Origin of the sequence: Arthrobacter sp. Bi83 (assembly GCF_918698095.1) — a bacterium.
Lineage (GTDB): Bacteria > Actinomycetota > Actinomycetes > Actinomycetales > Micrococcaceae > Arthrobacter.
Window position 1 is genome coordinate 58,224 of the sequence record NZ_CAKKLY010000007.1, and the last position, 21,512, is coordinate 79,735.

The following is a 21,512-nucleotide window of genomic DNA, read 5'->3' on the forward strand; positions in this document are numbered from 1 at the left end:
CAGTGCGTATCCCACTTTCCTGGCTGCGTGAATTCGCGCAGGTACCGGCCGGAGCAACGGCCGAAGACGTCATGGCCGAGCTCGTCAAGGTCGGCTTTGAAGAAGAAGCGGTCCACCGTCCCACGGACGGCCTTAAGGGCCCCGTCGTGGTGGGCCAGGTCCTGAGCCTGGTCAAGGAACCGCAGACCAACGGCAAGACCATCAACTGGTGCCAGGTCCGCGTGGTCCCCGAAGGCCAAGAGCAGACCCTCACCGGCAAGGGCATCGATCCCTCCGGTGTCCAGGGCATCATCTGCGGAGCCCACAACTTCGTCGAAGGGGACAAGGTGGTAGTCACCCTCCCCGGTGCCGTGCTGCCCGGCGACTTCCACATCTCGGCACGGAAAACCTACGGGCACCTCTCCGCGGGCATGATCGCCTCCGTACGCGAACTGGGCATCGGTGAAGACCACGATGGCATCCTGGTGCTGTCGAGGATCGGCCTGGACCCGGAAATCGGTACCGACGCCATGGAGCTCCTGGGGCTCTACGACGAAGCCGCCGAGATCAACGTCACCCCTGACCGTGGCTACGCGTTCTCGATCCGCGGTGTGGCCCGGGAATACGCCCACGCCACCGGAACGTCCTTCACGGACCCCGCGTCCAAGGTGTCGGCCCCGGCGGAATTGGCCGGCGGCCACGGCGTCAAGCTCAACGACGACGCGCCCATCTACGGCAAGCCCGGCTGTGACCGCTTCGTGGCCCGGACCGTCCGCGGAGTCGACGCCACAAAACCGACACCCCAGTGGATGGTTTCACGGCTGCGTCTTGCCGGTATCCGCTCCATCTCCCTTCCCGTGGACATCTCGAACTACGTCATGCTGGAGCTCGGCCAGCCCACGCACTGCTACGACCTGGACAAGCTGTCCGGCGACATCGTGGTCCGCCGTGCCGTGGCGGGGGAGAAGATCACCACCCTGGATGACAAGGAACGGACGCTCGACGTCGAGGATCTCCTCATCACGGACGGCTCCGGGGCGATCGGCATCGCCGGCGTCATGGGCGGCGCGGCCACTGAGGTGTCCGACTCCACCACCAACGTGCTGGTCGAGGCGGCCCACTTCGATGAGGTTTCCATCGCACGCTCCCGCCGCCGGCACAAGCTGCCGTCCGAAGCGTCAAAGCGATTTGAACGCGGCGTGGACTGGCAGGTAGCGAACATTGCCGCCCAGCGCGTTGTGGACCTTATGGTGGAACTCGCCGGGGGCGTCGCTGACGAGGCGGGCACCGACGTCGGGACCGCACCGGACGCCGTGACCATCGCCCTGCCGGCGGGCTTCGCCGCCGCACGGATCGGCATCGACTTCACTGAAGAGCAGATTGTCACCTCCCTTGAGGATCTCGGCGCCGTGGTGGAAAAGGCCGACGGCGGCTGGACGGTTTCGGCGCCCAGCTGGCGGAACGACCTCGAAACCAAGGAAGACCTGTCCGAGGAAATCGCCCGCCTGGTGGGATACGACCAGATCCCGGCGACCCTTCCGGTCGCTCCTCCGGGACGCGGGCTGACCCGCGTGCAGCAGCAGCGGCGGCGACTGATCCAGGCCCTCGCCGACGCCGGGCTTACCGAGGTCCTGGCCTACCCATTCGTGTCGAAGGCTGCCAACGACACCTTCGGCGTGGCCGAAGCCGGCGCGGTCCGCACGGCGGTCAAGCTGGCCAACCCCATCAGCGAGGAACACGGCTACCTGCGGACCTCGGTCCTGCCCGGACTCATCGAGGTAGCCAAGCGCAACCACTCGCGCGGCTTCCGCGACCTGGCGCTCTTCGAGGCAGGCCTTGTCTTCCTGCCCGGCGACACCGTGGGAACGTCCTCCATCCCGCCGCTGGGCGTCAAGCCCTCCGATGAGGTGCTGGATGCCCTGTACGACGGCGTGCCGGACCAGCCGTTGCACGTCGCCGCGGTCCTGACCGGCCACGACTCACCCGCTGCTGCGGGTCACTCGCCCAGGGCGTGGGACTGGGCTGATGCGCTGGACATCGCCCGCTTGGCTGGCGACATTCTGGGTGTTGAGCTGGTTGTGGGCCAGGGCGATCACCAGGCGTTCCATCCGGGCCGGACCGGGCAGCTTTCGCTGCGCACCGGCGAGGTTGTGGGCTACGCGGGGGAGCTGCACCCGAAGCTCCTTGCCGCCCACGACATGCCGGCCCGTTCCGCGGCACTTGAGATCAATGCCGACGCCCTGTTCGAGGCGGCTGCCGATGTCATCGTGGCACGCCATATCTCCACCTTCCCCGTGGCCACCCAGGACGTGGCACTTGTTGTGCCGCAGGAAATTCCTGCAGATGACGTCCTGGCCGCGCTGCGGGAAGGAGCGGGCGAACTCCTGGAGGACGTCGCGCTGTTCGACGTGTACGCCGGTAAGGGGATCGAGGAAGGCAAGAAGTCGCTGGCCTTCGGTCTCCGCTTCCGTGCCAATGACCGGACGCTGACCGCCGATGAAGCCTCTGCCGCACGCGAGAGTGCGGTCGCGGTTGCCGCCGCGCGGTTTGGCGCCGTGCAGCGTTAGCCGGGGGACGAGTCGACTGGGCACCAGTTTGGGAACAACGCGAAGGACCACGCCCTCCGGCGTGGTCTTTCGCGCTTCCCCGGACGGTCCCGCCGACGAATCGCTGCTTGACCCTCCCGAGCTGGAACGCGCAGCCGCCATGGAGCCCGGCCTGCGCCGGGCTTTTGTGTCCGGTCGGCTGGCGCAGCGGGAGTTGGCCGCCGATTTGCTGGGGACCCCCGCCCGGGACCTGACCTGCGACTACAGCTGTCCGAGGTGCGGCAGCGGCCCGGGCCTATCGCACGGCCGGCCGGGATATTCGCGGGCGGGCGTGGGGCTTCCGTTGCTCCTCAGCCTGTCCAGGGCGGCGGGCTGGACGCTCGTGGGTGCTGTCCTGGAGCCGCAGCCCGGAACCAGGCTGGGCATCGACATTGAGGATCCCCGCGGCACCGATTTTTCGGGTTTCGAAGCTGTAGCGCTGACGGAGTCGGAGCGCGCGGCCGTAACGGGGCTGCGGGACACTGAACTGCTTCAGGCCCGCGCCCGGCTCTGGGCGCGGAAAGAGGCGTGGCTCAAGATGACCGGCGAGGGGCTGACCGTGCAGCCAGGAACGGTAGAAGCACTGGGGCATCCGGAAATTTCCGATGTCGACGCCGCGGCGGCCGGCCTGCCGGCCTGGCTCGTGGCTGCAGTGGCACTGGGCTGACCGGGCACCGGACAGCCGGGCCCGTTAGGCGCCGGGCAACGCCGGAAGTGCCTCCTCGAACAGCCACGGGTGCAGCAGGGACTCCGAGTCCAGGCCCGTCACCCGGTCCGCAGCCAGAATGAACTCGGCTGTGGATACTGAGGCATGGACTCTGCTCCGGGTCCAGTCCTGCAGCAGCGCGAAGAATGCCAGATCACCGCACCGCCGGCGGAGTGCGTGCAGGGCCAGCGCGCCGCGCTTGTACACCCTGTCGTCGAACATCAGTTCGGGACCAGGGTCTCCTACGAGGATGTCCTGGATGCCGGAGTCGAGTTTTCGCCACGCTGCCGCGGCCCTCTCCTGCACGGGCATGATGCCGGCTTCCTCGGACCAGATCCATTCCGCGTAGCAGGCGAAGCCCTCATGCAGCCAGATATCGCTCCAGATGCTGAGGGTCAGGGAGTTGCCGAACCACTGGTGCGCAAGTTCGTGCGCGATGAGCCGCTGCGACTCCCAATCCGCGGCCAGGTGGTTGCGGCCCAGGATCGAAAGCGACTGGGCCTCAAGGGGAATCTCGAGGTCGTCGTCGGTCACCACCACGGTGTACTCCCGGAAGGGATACGGTCCAAAGCAGCCGATGAACGCGCGCATCATGTCCGGCTGGCGGGTCAGTGCGGCCCTCGCGGAACCGGCAAACGAGGCGGGCACGGCGATGTGCTGCGCCACTCCGCCTTCGTCGGGCAGCGTCAACAGTTCATACCGGCCGATCTGCACAGTGGCCAGGTAGGTCGCCATCGGCTCCGCCTGTTCATAGACCCAGGTCTGCCTGCTCGACCGGCTGGTATGTCCCACCAACAGGCCGTTGCACACGGCACGGTAACCGGCGTCGGTGGTGACGGAGATACGGTAGCTTGCCTTATTCCGCGGATGGTCGTTGCACGGAAACCAGGACGGTGCCCCGTTGGGCTGGCCCGCAACGAGCACTCCGTCCGTGAGCTCCTCCCACCCCACTTCTCCCCAGAGGCCCTTGCGCGGCTCCGGATTACCGGTATAGCGGATGTCCAGGGTGAATTCCGCTCCAGGGTCCAGGGGCTGCTCGCAGTGAACCACCAACTGCTCCGCCCGCTGGGTGAATCTCCTGACACGGGACCCGTCCAACTGGATCTTCAAGGCACGGAGGCCGGTCATGTCCAGCACCACTGCGGAGATGCGGCGTGCGGCAACCGCCCGCACTACCGCCCGGCCGTTGAGCCTGTTGCTGGCCAGTTTGTAGTCCAGCTCCAGTTCATAGCGCAGGACCCGATAAGCATCGGTTCCGTGCCCGGGAACGTAGGGATCGGCGGTGCCGGCCGGACCCGGCACAGGCAGCACAGCAGCGGGGCCGGGGGAATCTGGAGAACTCATCAGGCGTGTGCCTCAATCAGGTTTGTCGGGCGGATCGGTTGGTCTTCTGCGGGCAGTTACTTCAGGCGGGGAGCCGGAACTCCCGGGCCCGTCCAGGGGCTGACCGGGTTGCCCATCCAGTAAGTTGCGGCCGGGACCGTCTCGCCGCGCATTACCAGGGATGCCGGGCCCACGGTCCCACCCTTGCCGATCCGCGCCTGCGGCAGGATGACGCCGTGCGGTCCCATGGTGGCCCCGTCTTCGAGCGTAACAGTGTCGATGCTCATGATGCGGTCGTGGAAGAGGTGCGTCTGGACCACACAGCCGCGGTTAACTGTTGAGCTGTCACCCAGGGTGACGAGGTCAGCTTCAGGCAGCCAATAGCTCTCGCACCAGGCGCCGCGGCCGATTTTTGCGCCCAGGCCGCGGAGCCACCACACCAGTGCAGGTGTTCCCGTGGCTGCCCGGGCGAACCACGGCGCGGTGACCATCTCGATGAAGGTGTCCACCACCTCGTTGCGCCAAATGAACGAGCTCCATAAGGGATGTTCGCCCGGTTTGATTCTTCCGACCAGGAGCCATTTGGCAGCCACGGCGCTGCCTGCGGCTATCCCACCGGCAGCCAAAAGCACCAGCCCGCCGAGCGCGGCGGCCGCCGCGTAGCCCCAGAGGGCCGCGAGCCAATCGAACGTCACCATGACCCCCATGGCCAGGGCGACGGTCAGCATCACGGGCACGAAGCGGCACAGCTCCCACAGCGTCCGGGCCACCTTCAGCCTTGCGGGCGGCTGGAACGTCCGGGTGCTGTCCGACGCCACCGCTGTCCGCCGAAGCCTGACCGGAGGGCTGCCGAGCCAGGACGTACCGGACTTCGCCTTGTTGGGCGTTGCCGACAGGACTGCCACCAGGGAGTTCTTCGGCACGTTGCGCCCGGCCGCCGTCATTCCCGAGTTGCCAAGGAAGGAGCGTTTGCCGATTTTGGCAGGGGCGATCCGGATCCAGCCACCGCCCAGCTCATAGGAGGCCACCATGGTGTCGTCCGCAAGGAAGGCGCCCTCGCCCACGGTCGTCATTTTGGGCAGCAGGAGGACAGTGGAAGCCTCAACGTTCTTGCCGACCTTGGCGCCCAGCAGTCTCAGCCAGACAGGCGTGAAGAGGCTCGCATAGATCGGGAAGAGGAGGTCACGGGCCATGTCCAGGACCCGCTCCGTGGCCCAGACCTGCCAGCCGATGCGGCTGCGAACGCGGTAGTAGCCTTCCGCAAGGCCCGTGCCCAGCAGCCTCGTGGCTGCCAGGATCAGGAGCAGGTTCGTCAGGAACCAGGTGAGGGCAGCCAGCGGTAGCGCGGCCAGAAGCTGGGGCCAGGCACCGATCAGGGTGTCGCTTCCCCTGATGAACAGGAACACCACCAGCGCTGCGCATGCAGCTGAAGCGTACGGAATCATGGCCAGGACCGCCGAGGCCGCGGCGAAAGCGGCAAACCACAGCCTGCCGATCAGGGAGCTGGCAGGCTGGGCAGCGGGCCAGCCCTGTTTGGCCTTGCCGCGGCGCTCAGCGGGCGATCCCGCCACGACCTGGCCCGCTTTGACCTTCCCCAGAACGGCCGAGCCCGGTTCCACCTGGCCTCCGGCACCGATACTGGTCCCGGGCATGAGGGTGCTGCGGGCACCGACGGAAGCCTCTGCTCCCACGTGGACCCGGCCGATGTGCACGACGTCACCGTCGATCCACCACCCGGACAAGTCCACCTCGGGCTCGATGTTGCTGCCGTTGCCCAGTGAGAGGAAGCCGGTCACCGGGGGCAGGGAGTGCAGGTGGACGTTGACCCCTATCTTTGCCCCCAGCGCCCGTGCGTAATAGGGCACCCACGGAGCGCTGGCCAGGCTGATGGCGCTGGAGAGATCCTGGATCTGCTCGGCCAGCCAAAGCCGCAGGTGAACCCGTCCGGAGCGCGGATAGGTTCCGGGTGTCACGTTCCACAGCAGGAGGCGCGCAGCGGCAACCGCGATGGCCATCCGCCCCGCAGGACTGACAAAGACCAGCCAGGACGCCGCAACCCACCACCAGGAAAGGACCGGGGCAGCCGAGAAGCCGGCGAAGGCCGACAGCAGGTTGTTCGCGGCCATCAGGTATGTCAGCCAGCGCATGCCCACGAGAATGTGCAGCGGGATGCCCATGAGGGTCTGGAACACCTGTGACTTGAGGGCGGTGGGCCGCACCGGCCGCTCCGGGGCGGGCCCGGCGGCCATGCCGTCCGGCAGCGACTGGCGTGCGGTGTCAATCAGGGCGCCGACGCGCGGGGTGGCATAGATGTCCGCCACAGTGATGGTGGGGTAGCGGACACGGAGCGCCGAGACGAGCTGGGCTGCGGCCAACGATCCGCCGCCGTGGGCGAAGAAGTCCGCGTCAAGACTCGCCACCCTGCTTCCCAGGACTGCCGCCCATTGCTCCACAATCCACTGTGCGTCGTGCGGGAGGTTCAGCGGGGCGGCAGCGTCGTCCGCGCCGCCGGCCCCCGGCAAGGGCCACGGAAGCGCATGCCGGTCCACCTTCCCGCTGGTTTTGGTCGGCAGGCTGCCGACGACGGTCAGCAGCGGGATCAACGGCGCGGGGAGAACCGCAAGCAGCAGCTTTCGGGCCGCCGCGAGGTCAAGGACAGCATCACCGGAGGGGGCGAGATATCCCACCAGGACCTGGTTGCCGGCCGCCGTCGTGCGTACCGCGGCAGCGGCGCCCGCCACGTCCGGAAGCGACTGGAGCGCAGCGTCGATCTCGCCGAGCTCGATCCTGCGGCCGCCGAGCTTGACCTGTTCATCGGCCCGTCCGATAAAGATCAGGCCCGCACGTTCGTAGCGGACCAGGTCGCCTGAGCGGTAGGCGCGGTCCCACCCCAGTGCCGGCATGGGTGCATATTTTTCCGCGTCCTTCAGAGGATCGAGGTAGCGGGCCAGGCCCACGCCCCCGATGATGAGTTCACCGATTTCCCCTTCGGCGACGGGAACGTCGTCGGAAGCGACCACGGCGAGGTCCCAGCCGTCGAGAGGCAACCCGATCCTGACCGGACCGGTGCCGCCAAGGGGAGCAGCGCAGGCCACCACCGTCGCTTCGGTCGGCCCGTAGGTGTTCCACACCTCGCGGCCTTCCACGGCCAGGCGTTCAGCCAGTTCGGGCGGGCAAGCCTCCCCGCCGAAGATCAGCAGCCGCACATTCTCGAGTGCCTCCGCAGGCCACAATGCCGCGAGCGTGGGGACGGTGGAGACAACAGTGATGCCGTGGCTGATCAGCCACGGCCCGAGGTCCATGCCCGTGCGGACAAGTGCCCGGGGAGCCGGCACCAGGCAGGCTCCGTGGCGCCAGGCCAGCCACATCTCTTCGCACGAGGCGTCGAAGGCCACGGACAGCCCCGCGAGGACACGGTCCTGCGGCCCCACGGGCTCATCGCGCAGGAAAATCCTCGACTCGGCGTCGACGAAGGCCGCCGACGACCGGTGGCGGACGGCCACGCCCTTCGGCGTCCCCGTGGAACCTGACGTGAAGATGACCCAGGCGTCGTCGTCGGGAGTTGCCGTCCGGGGCTGGGGAAAAGGCCGGGGACGCTTCTGGTCGGTGACAATATCGCCGTTGGCCCGCACGATCCCGGCCACCCGGGCCTCGCCAAAGACCAGTTTGGCGCGCTCGTCCGGATCGTCGGCGTCGACCGGAACGTAGGCCGCCCCGATGAGCATGACCGCAAGGATGGAAATGTAGAGCTCGTTGGTGCCGGACGGGATCCGGACGCCGATCCTGTCACCTGCGCCCAGGCCGGCCGAATGAAGCCGGCGGGCGGTTGCCCGGACGGATGCCATCAGCTGCGCGTAACTGAGTGACTGCCGGCCGTCATCCAGGGCTGACGCGTCCGGAAACGTTGCCGCGGTGTCCTGCAGGATGTCCATCAGGGTCCGCTCCGGCGGCGCAGCGTGGGCACCGGGAAGCTGGGCTGCGTGCACCGTGGCAGGCGCAGCACCGCCCGCAGGGATGCCTAGGGTGCGGGTGGTCTGCGGAGGCTGCTCATTCACAGGTGGATTCTCTCCCGGCAAAGTGAACGGAAGGTGTCGCGGTTTACCGGGCGTTCACTTGCCAGTGGATCCGGGTGGCCGTTTAGGGAACAAGAAGTACTTTGCCCGTGGTGCGCCGGCCTTCGAGGTCCTCATGGGCCCGCCGGGCCTCGGCCAGGGGATAAGTGGCGCCGATCCGCACGCTGAGGCTGCCATCGGCCACGGCGCCAAAAATTTCGGTGGAGCGCCAGAGGCGTTCCTGCGGGTTGCCCAGGAAGTGGGCGAGCGAGGGCCGCGTGAGCGTCAGCGAACCACCCGCGTTGAGCCGCTGCGGATCCACCGGCGGGACCGCCCCTGAGGCTGCGCCGAACAAAACGAGCGAGCCGCGCGTGCGCAGGCTGGACAGTGAGCCGTCGAACGTGTCTTTCCCCACGCCGTCGTACACCACGTTCACCCCGTCGCCGTTGGTCAGCTCACGGACAGTGGCCGCGAACCCGTCATAGCGGAGCACCTCGTCGGCGCCGGCTTCCCGAGCCAGAGCTTCCTTCTCATCGGTGGAGACCGTGGTGATGACGCGGGCGCCGCGGGCCTTCAGGAGCTGGATCAGGAGCAGGCCGACGCCGCCGGCGCCCGCGTGCACCAGCACGCTGTGGCCCGGTTCAACCCGGAACGACGAGTTGATCAGGTAGTGGGCGGTCATGCCCTGCAGGGGGAGTGCCGCAGCCGTGAGGTCGTCCACGCCGTCGGGCACCGGCAGGGCCTTGGCCGCGTCAAGCACCGTGTATCCCGCATAGCACTTCGAGCCCTCGGCCGTGGCTACCCGGCTGCCCATCGCGAAGTCCTCGACTCCCTCGCCGACTTCCTCGACCGTGCCGGCAGCCTCCGAGCCCGGAGTGAAGGGAAAGGGCACCTTGTACATGCCGCCGCGCTGGTAGGTGTCAATGAAGTTGACGCCGGCAGCCGCCACCTTAATAAGCAGCTGGCCCGGACCGGGAACGGGGCGGTCGATCTCCGCGAAGTCCAGGACCTCGGGTCCGCCCGGCTGCTGGGCGACGATGGCGTGCGTCATGGAAGCTCTCCTTCCCGGGCCGGGACTTCCGGCGGCCGGATCCTCAGTCCATCCTAGGGACGTCAGGCGCCGCAGGCGAAGTCGGGCTTCATCCGGGGGTCCGGGCCGCGCCAACCTGGCGCTGGGGGCGGTCAGCGTTGCTGTGCCGGACTCGGCGACATTTCGGCGGCCTGGCGCAGTGCCTCGATCATGCTGCCCACCTCAACGATGCCCTTGCCGGCGATGTCGAAGGCGGTCCCGTGGTCCACCGAGGTGCGGATGACGGGCAGCCCGACCGTGATGTTGACGCCGGCCTCGATGCCGAGGACCTTGACCGGACCGTGGCCCTGATCGTGGTACATCGCGACGATGAGGTCGTAGTCGCCGCGGCCGGCGAGGAAGAAGGCGGTGTCGGCCGGCAGGGGGCCGCGGGCGTCGATGCCGTCGGCCTGGAGCTTTTCGATGGCGGGGGTGATCTTCTCCGCTTCTTCGCCGTAGCCGAACAGCCCGTTCTCGCCGGCGTGCGGGTTGATGGCGCAGACGCCGATCTTCGGGTTGGCGATGCCAGCGCGCTGCATGGCACCGTGGCCCCGGCGCACCGTCCGTTCCACCAGCCCGGGCTCAATCCTGTTGATGGCGTCGAGGAGACCGATGTGGGTGGTGACGTGGATGACCTTCACCTTCGGGGTCGAAAGCATCATCGACACTTCCTCGATGCCCATGAAGTGCGCCAACAGTTCCGTGTGCCCGGGGTAGATGTGCCCGGCCTTGTGCAGGGCGGCCTTGTTCAGCGGCGCGGTGCAGATGCCCTGCACCTGGCCGCTCATGCCCAGCTCGCAGGCGATCCTGATGTAGTGGTATGCGGCGTTGCCCGCCTCGGCGGACTCCTGGCCCCAAGGCAGGTCCCTGGACAGTAGCTTGGGGTCGATCACGTTGATGCGGCCGGCCTCAAAGACGGCTTCGCCCACGCTCGCGATCTCCACAATGTCGGCCTTGACGCCAAGCGCCTTGGCACCGAGCTGCAAACGGTAGGTGTCTCCGATGACCACCGGCCGGCAGTCGCGGTAGGCGTTCTCAGCAATGAGCGCGCCCACTGTCACTTCGGGGCCGACGCCGGCGCCGTCCCCCATGGTCACGGCGATGAACGGCCGGCGGTCCTGCTCAGTAATGTTCGCTACTGCGGATGTCATGTCTGCTCCAGATTGGTGGGAGGGCTTGTGGGGGTGTTCTCCGGCCGGACGTGCGTGAAGGGATACGCCCGGAGGTCTTTCATGGACTGGTACAGCTCGACGAGCGCGTGGCCGTCCCCGAAGCTGCCCGGTTTGGTGCCGACGAGTCTCCCGTCATCGGACAGGCTGACCACGGCCCCGTGCTGCGCGGACGCCAGCGGCGTCAACTGGCGGATGCCAAGGTCATCGAGCACCTCGCGGGCGGTTTCGCCGCCGGTGAGGATGAGGTCGGCGGTGCCGGCGGCATCTGCCGCCAGGCGACCGAGGCTGCGGACGATCGCGCCGGATTCCTGCGGATTCACGACGTCGGCGCTGACAGTCAGAGCGGTCGGCGTGTCGGCAACCAGGAGCTGCTTGGCCGAAAGGAGCCGCTGCGCCCAGGCTTCAGGATCCCGGAGTTCGGCGGGAGCTATCCGCAGTGCGCTGAACCCGGCGCTTTCCAGCTGCAGCAGCTGCGCAGCCGCCGCCGCGGAGGCGGAGCCGACGGCGGCAAGCACTCTTGGGGTGGAACGCGCCATTGCCTGATCTTGTCGCCGGGAAAGCTGGCTCTGCGTGTTTCGCGCAGATTTGTTGCCCAGTTTCGCACCCAGTTTCGTGGCCAGGAGGGCGGCGATGCCGCCTGTTCCGGCCAGCACGATCCGGCGGCCGGCGGCGGTGAACTCCAGGTCCAGCAGGGCGTCCGTGACGGCTTCCAGATCCGCCTCGGTCTCGCCGTCGGCAATCACCGTGGCCGGGCCCCCGGCTTGCAGGGCTTCAGCTATGAAGGCCGCCAGGCCGCCGGACCTCACAATGTCGAGGCCGGCCAGGGTGAGGGAGGAGCCCTCAGGCCGGTTCAGTACCTGTTCTACTGACGATGGCGGCGCGGCGTCCTCCGCCTTCCAGAGAGTCGTGAGGTCGAGGCGGATGCCGTCGGCAAACGGCTGGCCGCCCACCACGGTCCGCCGCAGCTGGGGGAGTGCACCCGCCACCACGACGTGGTAGCCCATGCCCGTCAGTGCGGCCAGTTCCGGGCCCACGTTGCCGCGCCACAGCGAATCCATCTTCTTGAACAGGGCCTGTGCACCGGCTGCCGTGGCACCGTCAAAGACTCCGGAAACGGCCGCTTCGGCTGCTTCCGGAGAAAGGGCCCGGGTATGCGTGTCAACCACGAGGACGTCCGGAGCGTCATTGTCGGCAACGCCTGAGTCCGCGGTGCCGGCCAGGAGGAGGCGCGTTCGAAGACCCTGGGTGGCAAAGCACTGTCCCACCTCGGCCGCGCCGGAAAAGTCATCCGCCTGAATAAGGACTGCGGTCACGTCGTCCTCCTTTCTTCTGTAGATCCGCTCTTGTAAAGATCCACCGACTGCGAACCGGCCGGGATGGGTCCCAGGCCGAGTCGTCGGTAGCACCATCATGGCACGATTGCGCGGAACGCGCCATAGTGCTTGCGCATTTCGCGCATGAGTGGCAGAGTGATCCATGTAACACGGCGCAGGCCAACCGGCCGCCAGCCGTCCCGTTCAACCGAGAGGTCAACGATGACCGTTCTTCCTCAGGGAAGTGAGATCTCACGGCGCCGCCTCCTGCAGTTCGGCGCAGCCGCCGGATTTCTCCTGGGCACAGGCTCCATCGCCGGGTGTGCCGGCCCCACGGGCCTGCCGGGTCCCAGCACCCTGACCCTGGCGCTCAACAGGTCCCTTGTCAGCCTGGACAACAAACTGAACCAGTTCGATGCGGCCGTCACCGTCCAGCGGGCTGTCCGGCAGGGACTCACGGCCATCGGGCCGGAAACCAAGCCGGTCCTCGTTCTCGCGGAAAGCTTCAAGATGACCAAGCCCACGCAGTGGACCGTCAAGCTCCGCGAGGGAGTCCGCTACTCCGACGGCACGCCGGTGGTCATCGAGGACATCGCCACGGCCCTGAAGATGTACCAGCAGGTGCAGGGATCCTTCGTCGCCGGGTTCTTCCCGGAGTTTCCCACCGTGGTGCCCGTTGACGAGCGGACCTTCCTGATGGAGTCCAAGAACCCCATCCCCATCCTGGATTCGCTCATGAGCATGATCCTGATCAGCCCGGCTGCGAAGAACAAGCCCGAAGAGCTCCAGGAGGGCGTTGGTTCCGGCCCCTACATGGTCACCAAGTTCAACCGCGGCGCCGGCACCTACAGCCTCAAGCGCAATGAGAACTACTGGGGCCCGGCGCCCAAGGTGGAGAACGTCGAGGTCCGGTTCCTCCCTGAGGAATCCAGCCGCGTGATCGCCCTGCGCAGCGGCGAGGTGGACGTCATCGACTCCATCACGCCGGACTCGCGCGAACAGCTGGCCGGGCTTCCCGGCGTCGTCCTTGCCGAAGCGTCGAGCCTTCGGCTGAACCAGATCTTCTACAACTTCCGCAAGCCCGCCAGCCACCCGCTGGCCGACGTCCGGGTCCGCGAGGCCCTCAGCTGGGCCGTCGACGGCGAGGCTCTGGTCAAGGACGTGCTGGTCGATTCGGTCAGCGCGGCCGAAGGCGTGGTGCCGTCGAGCCTCACCGGCTACTCGAAGACCGGCTCCTACACCTACGATCCGGAGAAGGCCAAGGCAACGCTGAAGAGCCTGGGCGCCACCGACCTGAACCTGAAGATCATCTGGGAAACCGGCGAGTTCGCGTCCGATACCTCCGTGATGGAGGCCCTTGTGGAAATGTTCGGCGCCGTGGGCGTGAAAACCCAGCTCCAGCAGTTCGAGCCCGGCGGCAACATCCTGGCCTGGCGCCAGGGCAAGCAGGGCGACTGGGACCTGCTGGGCAACGGCTTCAGCAGCCCCACCGGCCTGGCCATCACCATGATGCAGGGCATGTACGCCGGCACTGCCGAGAAGGAAAAGACCCGCGACACCTACCAGGGCTACGTGGTCCCGGAGGTGCAGGCCAAGATCCAGGCGGCGTCGTCCGAAGTGGATCCGGTGCGCCGGCAGCAGCTGCTCGCCACGGCGCAGAAGGCCATCTGGGATACCTGGCCGTGCGCCTGGGCGTTCGTGCCCAAGTCCGTGCTGGCACACCAGAAGCGCGTGGACGGCCTTTCACTGGCGCCCACCAACTCCTACCCACTTGTTGACGTCCGGCTGGAGGCCTGAGTCATGACGAACTACATCCTCAAACGGCTGGGCCAAGGCCTGCTGACCGTGTTCCTCACCGTTTCCACCGTCTTCATCCTTATCCGTCTGGCCCCCGGCGACCCTGCGGTCTCCTACGCCGGACCGCTGGCCACCACCGAGCAGCTGGCCAAGGTCCGCGAGCAGTTCGGACTGGACCGCCCCGTGCTGGAGCAGTACTGGATCTTCCTGCAGCAGCTGTTCACCGGCAACCTCGGCACCTCGTACTCCTTCCAGGCCCCGGCCCTCCAGGTGGTGGCCGAGCGGATGCCCTACACGCTGACGCTCGCCACGGCGTCGATCCTCCTCACCGCCGTGGTGGCCATCCCGCTGGGCGTGTGGATGTCCCGGCGGCCAGACACCAAAAGCGAGTTCGGCGTGAACGTCCTGACCATCGCAGGGCAGTCCATGCCCGACTTCTGGACCGGCATCATGCTCCTCACCGGATTCGCCGTCCTCATTCCGATCTTCCCGGCCTCCGGGTTCGCCACCTGGGGTGGGCTGGTCCTGCCCACCGTCACCATCGCCATCCTGCAGATCGCCCTGATCTCCCGGATGGTACGGCGGGAAATGACCACCAACTTCGCGGCCCCCTACCTCACCGTGGCCCGGTCCCGGGGAATCCGGAACTCGATCCTCACCTGGCGCTACGCCATGGGCAACTCAGCTATTCCGGTCTTCACCGCACTTGGTACCCGCTTCGCCGCCATGCTCAACGGCGTGGTGGTGGTGGAAGTGGTGTTCGCCTGGCCAGGCGTCGGTTCCTTGATCGTCCGTGCCCTCGAAACCCGCGACTACCCCCTGATCCAGGCAACAGTCCTCCTCACGGCCCTGCTGGCCGTAGGCGTCCAGCTGGTCATCGACCTCGCCTACCCGCTTCTTGATCCCCGCGTTCGTCTTGGAAAGGCGGCAGCAGCATGAGCCTCGACACCGCAGCACCGACCGCCGGCCTGCCTGACGGCACCCCGGAGCGCAAACCGTCCCCCAGCGCCGTCACCAAGGCGCTGATCGCGAAGGCCGGCGCCACCCGCCGTCGTAATTCCGCCAAATGGAAGATGCGGATCGGCGCCCTCTGCACGCTCCTGGTCATCATCCCCATCCTGCTGGCCCAGGTCCTGCCCCTGCCGGACGCCAACCACCAGGACCTCTCGGCCCGCCGGCTCCCGCCCCTGATGGACGGGCACCTGTTCGGCACCGACCAACTGGGGCGCGACCTGCTCTCCCGCGTCCTGCACGGCGGCCAGGTGTCACTGACCATCGGCGTCCTGGCCGTGGTGGTGTCCGGCGCGATCGGCATCATCCTTGGCGCGGCCGCCGGCTACTTCGGCGGCTGGGTGGACACCGTGGTGTCCCGCGTCCTCGAAGCCCAGATGTCCCTTCCGCTGCTGATGATGCTGCTGCTCGTGGTGGCCCTCTTCGGGCCGTCAATTCCTGTCATCACTGGCGTCATCGCCATCGCCCAATGGCCCGAAGTGGCCCGCCTAACCCGGTCCATGGTCCTCGTGGAACGCGAAAAACCGTACGTTTCGGCAGCCCGGATCCTGGGCCTGCACAGGATCCAGATCCTGATCCAGCACATCATCCCCAACGTCATCAAGCAGGCAACCCTTGTGGTGCTCCTGCTCCTGGCCCAGGCCGTGCTGCTCGAGAGCGCGCTCAGCTTCCTCGGCGCCGGCCCGCAGCGGCCGTTCGCCACCTGGGGCCGCATCATCTCCGACGGCCAGGACTACATCACCACCTCGTGGTGGATGGTCACTCTGCCAGGCCTTGTGATCGTGCTCATGGTGGTGGGCGTGAACCTGCTGGGTGACGGCCTCCGCGACCGTCCCCGCCGCAAGAAGAAGGGTGCCTGACATGAACGCACACACAGACGCAGGCCACACTGACTCCGGCCACAAGGAGCAGGCCCTGCTGGAGGTCCGTGACTTCCAGGTGGAGCTGATCACCGACGCCGGCATCATCCGTGCCGTGGACTCCGTGAGCTTCAGCATCCACCGGGGCGAGACCGTCACCATCATCGGTGAGTCCGGCTCCGGGAAATCGACGACGGCGATGGGCATCCTGCGGCTGCTGCCGGAGGACCTCGCTGTGCTGTCCGGATCGGTCAAGATCGACGGAGTGGACGTGATCGCCGAGCCCAAGGCCATCGAGAAGGTCCGCGGCAAGACGCTCGCGCTGATTCCCCAGGACCCCATGACCGCCCTGAGCCCGGTGCACTCGATCGGCAGCCAGCTCTCCGAAGCCATCAGGATCGCCGGTGCCGCCTCCACGGACAAGGGTGCCGTCCAGGCCCGGGCCATCCGCCTTCTGGAACAGGTCCACATCCCGACGCCGGAAAAGCAGCTCAAGAAGTACCCCCACCAACTCTCCGGCGGCATGCTCCAGCGCGTGCTGATCGCCATCGCCCTGGCCAGCGAACCGCAGCTCCTCGTGGCCGACGAGCCCACCTCCGCCTTGGACGTTACCGTGCAGGGCGGCATCCTGGACCTCCTGCTGGAGCTCCAGGAACAGCGCGGCATCGGCATCCTGATGATCACGCACGACCTCGGCGTGGCCCGGCTCATCTCGGACCGGATCCATGTGATGAAGGACGGTTCCTTCGTGGAATCCGGAGACGTCCAGCAGATCGTGGATCATCCCGCCACGGAGTACACCCGCGACCTGCTGGCCGCCGTGCCGGTCCTGGGTCCCTGGGACGAAACCCCAGGGCTTCCTGCCACCACCACAACGCCCGACGCCGCCCTGACCAACACTGGAGCCCGCCATGAGTAAGCCGTTCCTCTCCGTCGAAAACCTCGTGGTGGACTACCACGTGCCGGGCGGAACCTTTCGGGCGGTGGACGACGTCTCCTTCTCGGTGGAGAAGGGCAAGACGATCGCCGTCGTCGGTGAATCAGGCTGCGGCAAGTCGACCATCGCGAAGGCACTGATGCGGCTGGTGACGCCGGCCAGCGGCCGGATCGAGCTGGACGGAACGGACCTGGCCGCGCTCAGCGAGGCGAAGCTGCGCCCGCTCCGCTCCAAATTCCAGATGGTGTTCCAGGATCCCTACGGCTCCCTGGACCCGCACCTCACCGCGCAGGAAATCGTGGCCGAGCCGCTGAAGCTGCAGGGCGTCCGGTCCAAGGCCGAGCGGAACAAGGCCGCGGCGAAGCTCATCGACCAGGTGGGCCTGCCAGCAAATTCCCTGGACAAGCACCCCGCGGAATTCTCGGGCGGCCAGCGGCAGCGGATCGGCATCGCCCGCGCGCTGGCGTCCAAGCCCGAACTGCTGGTCTGTGACGAGGCTACCAGCGCGCTCGACGTCTCCGTCCAGGCCCAGGTACTCCGGCTGCTGAAGTCCATCCAGGACGAAACCGGCATCACCTACGTCTTCATCTCGCACAACCTTGGCGTGGTGCAGGAGATCAGCCATAGCGTCATGGTGATGCAGCGCGGCAAGCTCGTGGAAGCGGGAACCACCGCCTCGGTGCTCACCTCGCCGAAGGAGGACTACACCCGCCGGCTCCGCCGCGCGGCACTGGACCCGTCCACCATGCGCGGGCTCAAGCCGCGCCACCTTGTCTCGTCGCTGGCGCTGAAAACCAGCGCCTGAACTGAACTGAACCCGACCAAAACCGATACCGCAACCATGAGGAAGCAACACATGAGCAAGCAGCCAGCAGGCACCCCGGTGGACGGCCTGAAGCTACCCATCTCCCGGCTCGTCCTGGGCACCATGACCTTTGGTGATACGGCCGACGAGGCCACCGCAGGCCGCATGGTGGACGAGGCCCTCGACGCCGGCATCACCACGATTGACACCGCCAACGCCTATGTGGGCGGGGCCACCGAGGAAATGCTGGCCCGGCTCCTCAAGGACCGCCGGGAGAACATCATCCTCGCCTCCAAGGCGGGCATGCCCCACCCGGACCATGGCCAGCACTCGCCGCTGTCACCCGAGGGGCTGCGCAACAGCGTCGAGGGCAGCCTCCGGCGCCTCGGCGCGGACAGCATTGACCTGTTCTACCTGCACCAGCCGGACCGTGCCACGCCGTTGCACGACACCCTGCGCACCGTGGCCGAGCTCGCCGCCGAAGGCAAGATCGGCGCCCTGGGCGTCTCCAACTTCGCGGCCTGGCAGATCGCCGACGTCATCCATGTGGCCCGAGAGGTCGGCGCACCGCGGCCGGTGGTGGCGCAGCAGCTCTACAACCTCGTGGCCCGCCGTGTGGAGGAGGAATACCTCGAATTCGCCGCCACGCACGACGTCCACACCATGGTCTACAACCCCCTGGGCGGCGGCCTGCTCACCGGAAAGCACAGCTTCGAGTCCAAGCCCTCCGAGGGCCGTTTCGGCGACTCCAAGCTCGCTGCCATGTACACGCAGCGCTACTGGGACAAGCAGCTGTTCGAAGCTGTCAACGCGCTGGCAGGCATTGCGGAGAACGCCGGAGTCACTCTGGCGGAACTCTCGCTGCGCTGGCTCGCGTACCGGGACGGAGTGGGCTCCATGCTGCTCGGTGGATCCAAGGTGGAACAGCTCCGCGCCAATATCGCGGCCGTGGCCAAGGGCCCGCTGCCAGCCGACGTGTCCGAAGCCTGCGACGCCGTGGGCGCCGGGCTCCGCGGCCCCATGCCCGCCTACAACCGCTGACCGGGCCTGTATACAAATCCGGCCCTTATATATCCGGCCCGTAAACATCCGGCACCGCTCCACGCACATGACTGAAGGTAGAAAAAGATGACATCGGAACTGGCCCTCGAATTCGCCCGTAAGATCCGCGCCCGTGAACAGGCGGTCGGCTACTGGGCCGTGCTGGATGCACCCGTGGCCACGGAGCGCATCGGCCGTCTGGGCTACGACTATGTGGCACTCGACGCGCAGCACGGCCTGCTCGGCTACTCGGGCGTGCTCAGCGGCCTCATGGCCATCGACGCCGGGCACACCGCCGTCGGCATGGTGCGCGTTGAGGACAACAACCTGACCGCGATCGGAAAGGCCCTGGACGCCGGCGCCGTCGGCGTGATCGTGCCGCTGGTGAACACGGCGGCGGACGCCGCCGCAGCAGTTGCTGCGGCCAAGTACCCGCCGATGGGCGGCCGCTCGTACGGGCCCATGCGCTCCGCCCTGCGGATCGGGCCGGTTCCGGCCGACGCCAACGCCGCCACCCTGGTATTCGCGATGATCGAGACGCCGGACGGCCTGAAAAACGTCAAGGAAATCTGCGCGACGCCCGGGCTCGACGGCATCTACGTGGGCCCGTCTGACCTGGCCATCGCCGTCGGCGGCGCGTACCCCGGCGACCCCGCGATCGACGCCGAGTTCAACGCCGCGCTGGAGACGATCGCCGAAGCGGCGGCCTCGGCTGGCGTGGCCGCCGGCATCCACACCGCCTCGGGCGACATCGCCGCCCAACGGCTCCGCCAGGGCTACACGTTCACCACGGTGGCCTCGGACCTGACCCACCTGGAACTGGCCGCCAAAGCCCACCTGGCCGCCGCAACCGCGAAGGACTGATCCATGTCCACGAGCCCCACGACGCCCACCCCCACGACGCCCGGCACCGAGTACAGCTCCATCACCCCCGACGGCAGCGTCAGGCACGCCGACGGCGCGGACTTCGCTTACCTGCCCGCGCCCACCGTGCAAAGCCACGCCGCGAACCTCCTGACCCTGCCGGACGGGCGCCTGGGCTGTGTCTGGTTCGGCGGAACCCAGGAGGGCGTGCCGGACATTTCCATCTGGTTCTCCACGCTCGAACCGGGGAGCACGCAATGGTCCCCGGCGGAGCAGCTCTCCGACGACGGCACCCGGTCCGAGCAGAACCCCATCCTGTTCACCGCACCGGACGGCTCGCTGTGGCTGCTCTACACCGCGCAGAAGGCGGGCAACCAGGACACCGCCGAGGTCCGCCGTCGGACTTCCACGGACAGCGGCCGGACGTGGGGTCCGGTGGAGACGCTGTTCCCGGCCAACGAAACCGGCGGCGTGTTCGTCCGGCAGCTGCCGGTGGTCCTGCCGTCGGGCCGGCTGATCATCCCGATCTTCCGCTGCATCACCACCCCGGGTGAAAAGTGGGTGGGCAATAGTGACGACAGCGCCGTCATGATTTCCGACGACGCCGGCGCCAGCTGGAGCGAGCACGTCCTGCCGGGGAGCCTGGGCTGCGTCCACATGAACATCCAGCCGGTGGCCGACGGTTCGCTGCTGGCGCTGTTCCGCAGCCGCTGGGCGGACTCGATCTACGAGTCCCGCTCCACCGATGACGGCACCACCTGGAGTGAACCGGTCCCCACCGAGCTGCCCAACAACAACTCCTCCATCCAGTTCACGGCACTGGCTGACGGCCGGCTGGCGCTGGTCTACAACCACGCCAGGGCGGAGGAGAACACCGAACGGCGGCTCTCGCTCTACGACGAGATCGACGACGACGGGCTGGCCGACGAACAGGGGCAACTCGCTGACGCACAGGTGGGACCGGCTGTGCAGGCCCGCGGTTCGGGTCCCGCCGATGCCGGGGAGCGGACGGCCTTCTGGGGCACGCCGCGCTCGCCGATGACGCTGGCGATATCGGAGGACTCCGGCCGCAGCTGGCCCGTCCGGCGGAACCTGGATGTGGGCGACGGCTACTGCCTGTCCAACAACTCCCGGGACGGCCTGAACCGTGAGTACTCCTACCCGTCCATCCATCAGGGCCCGGACGGCGCGCTGAACATCGCCTACACGTACTTCCGCCAGGCCATCAAGTACGTGCGAGTGGACCCGCAGTGGGCCTACGAAGGGACCGCGACGCCCGGCGGGGACTCGTGAGCAGTCCGCAGGCTGAGCGGCACGCCGTCGTCACCGGCTGCAGTTCGGGCATCGGCAAGGCCATCGCCGAGCGACTGCTGGCCGACGGCTGGACGGTCACCGGGTTGAGCCGCAGCGAGACTTCGCTGGGACCAGGGTTCCGGTGGCTGCGGGCAGACCTCTCGGACCCGGCGTCGCTGGCTGAAACCGTCGCCGGAGTCAGCCCTGTCGACGCCCTGGTGCATGCGGCCGGGTTCCAGCGGACCGCCGTCCTGGGCGACCTGGATCCGGAGGCGCTCGCCGGTATGTTCACGGTGCACGTGGCCGCCGCCAGCGCTCTGGCCAACATCGTCGTGCCGCGGATGCCGGCCGGCGGCCGCGTCCTGCTGATTGGCAGCAGAACGTCTACGGGTTCGCCCGGCAAAAGCCAGTACGCAGCCACGAAGGCGGCGCTGCTTGGCATGGGCCGCACCTGGGCGCAGGAACTGGCCCCGCGAGGCATCACCGTCAATGTCCTTTCTCCCGGCCCGACGGACACACCCATGCTCGACGATCCCGGCAGGTCGGCCACGCCGCCGAAACTCCCGGCCCTGGGCCGGCTGGTGGATCCGGAAGACGTTGCGGCACTGGCCGGTTTCCTGCTCGGGCCGCACGGCAAGTCCATTACCGGGCAGAACTATGTGATCTGCGGCGGCGCGTCTCTGTAGCAGGCCGGGCAGGCCTGCC

Annotated in this window: 16 protein-coding genes; 11 read left to right on the forward strand and 5 right to left on the reverse strand. The window is 67.6% G+C overall.

Annotated elements, in window-relative coordinates:
- The first annotated feature begins 2 nt into the window (after window positions 1-2).
- Together pheT and LQ144_RS05750 are read left to right on the forward strand one after the other, a co-directional pair.
- Window positions 3-2,546, forward strand: a complete 2,544-nt coding sequence (gene pheT, locus LQ144_RS05745; RefSeq protein ID WP_230117605.1) for a phenylalanine--tRNA ligase subunit beta — start codon at window positions 3-5, stop codon at window positions 2,544-2,546.
- A 61-nt stretch (window positions 2,547-2,607) separates the two neighbouring features.
- The gene (locus LQ144_RS05750) at window positions 2,608-3,231 is read left to right on the forward strand and encodes a 4'-phosphopantetheinyl transferase family protein (RefSeq protein ID WP_230117606.1); all 624 of its coding nucleotides are present in this window, start codon (window positions 2,608-2,610) and stop codon (window positions 3,229-3,231) included.
- A gap of 24 nt (window positions 3,232-3,255) precedes the next feature.
- Here LQ144_RS05750 and LQ144_RS05755 read toward each other — a convergent pair whose 3' ends face one another.
- From LQ144_RS05755 to LQ144_RS05775, 5 genes are all read right to left on the reverse strand, one after another.
- A complete protein-coding gene (locus tag LQ144_RS05755; RefSeq protein WP_230117607.1) occupies window positions 3,256-4,614 on the reverse strand; it encodes a M1 family metallopeptidase in 1,359 nt (452 codons plus the stop codon).
- 56 nt (window positions 4,615-4,670) lie between these two features.
- Entirely contained in the window at window positions 4,671-8,525 is a 3,855-nt protein-coding gene (locus LQ144_RS05760) for a Pls/PosA family non-ribosomal peptide synthetase (protein ID WP_230117643.1), read from the reverse strand.
- Window positions 8,526-8,730: 205 nt separating this feature from the next.
- The gene (locus tag LQ144_RS05765) at window positions 8,731-9,696 is read right to left on the reverse strand and encodes a quinone oxidoreductase (RefSeq protein ID WP_230117608.1); all 966 of its coding nucleotides are present in this window, start codon (window positions 9,694-9,696) and stop codon (window positions 8,731-8,733) included.
- A gap of 131 nt (window positions 9,697-9,827) precedes the next feature.
- Complete coding sequence (gene pdxA, locus LQ144_RS05770) at window positions 9,828-10,865, reverse strand: 4-hydroxythreonine-4-phosphate dehydrogenase PdxA (protein ID WP_230117609.1); 1,038 nt, start codon at window positions 10,863-10,865, stop codon at window positions 9,828-9,830.
- Window positions 10,862-12,199: a four-carbon acid sugar kinase family protein gene (locus LQ144_RS05775; RefSeq protein WP_230117610.1), complete on the reverse strand. Its 1,338-nt coding sequence runs from the start codon at window positions 12,197-12,199 to the stop codon at window positions 10,862-10,864. Before LQ144_RS05775 ends, pdxA begins: the two co-directional genes overlap by 4 nt.
- A gap of 222 nt (window positions 12,200-12,421) precedes the next feature.
- On the opposite strand from LQ144_RS05775, the gene LQ144_RS05780 reads away from it, so the two are divergent.
- The 9 genes from LQ144_RS05780 to LQ144_RS05820 all read left to right on the forward strand — a co-directional run bounded on the left by LQ144_RS05780 (window position 12,422) and on the right by LQ144_RS05820 (window position 21,493).
- Entirely contained in the window at window positions 12,422-13,996 is a 1,575-nt protein-coding gene (locus LQ144_RS05780) for an ABC transporter substrate-binding protein (protein WP_230117611.1), read from the forward strand.
- 3 nt (window positions 13,997-13,999) lie between these two features.
- Window positions 14,000-14,935, forward strand: a complete 936-nt coding sequence (locus tag LQ144_RS05785) for an ABC transporter permease (RefSeq protein ID WP_230117612.1) — start codon at window positions 14,000-14,002, stop codon at window positions 14,933-14,935.
- Window positions 14,932-15,867 carry an ABC transporter permease gene (locus LQ144_RS05790; protein ID WP_230117613.1) on the forward strand — a complete coding sequence of 312 codons (936 nt, stop codon included), beginning with the start codon at window positions 14,932-14,934 and terminating at the stop codon, window positions 15,865-15,867. The genes LQ144_RS05785 and LQ144_RS05790 overlap by 4 nt, the downstream gene beginning before the upstream one ends.
- Before the next feature lies 1 nt (window position 15,868).
- Window positions 15,869-16,786, forward strand: coding sequence for an ABC transporter ATP-binding protein (locus tag LQ144_RS05795; protein ID WP_230117614.1), 918 nt, complete (start codon window positions 15,869-15,871; stop codon window positions 16,784-16,786).
- Window positions 16,779-17,609 (forward strand): ATP-binding cassette domain-containing protein, encoded by an 831-nt coding sequence (locus LQ144_RS05800; protein ID WP_230117615.1) that lies wholly within the window; start codon window positions 16,779-16,781, stop codon window positions 17,607-17,609. Before LQ144_RS05795 ends, LQ144_RS05800 begins: the two co-directional genes overlap by 8 nt.
- A 51-nt stretch (window positions 17,610-17,660) precedes the next feature.
- Window positions 17,661-18,650: an aldo/keto reductase gene (locus tag LQ144_RS05805; RefSeq protein WP_230117616.1), complete on the forward strand. Its 990-nt coding sequence runs from the start codon at window positions 17,661-17,663 to the stop codon at window positions 18,648-18,650.
- Between the two features lie 87 nt (window positions 18,651-18,737).
- Complete coding sequence (locus tag LQ144_RS05810) at window positions 18,738-19,514, forward strand: aldolase/citrate lyase family protein (protein WP_230117617.1); 777 nt, start codon at window positions 18,738-18,740, stop codon at window positions 19,512-19,514.
- Between the two features lie 3 nt (window positions 19,515-19,517).
- A complete protein-coding gene (locus tag LQ144_RS05815; protein WP_230117618.1) occupies window positions 19,518-20,807 on the forward strand; it encodes an exo-alpha-sialidase in 1,290 nt (429 codons plus the stop codon).
- Window positions 20,804-21,493, forward strand: coding sequence for an SDR family oxidoreductase (locus LQ144_RS05820; RefSeq protein ID WP_230117619.1), 690 nt, complete (start codon window positions 20,804-20,806; stop codon window positions 21,491-21,493). Before LQ144_RS05815 ends, LQ144_RS05820 begins: the two co-directional genes overlap by 4 nt.
- Window positions 21,494-21,512 lie beyond the last annotated feature (19 nt).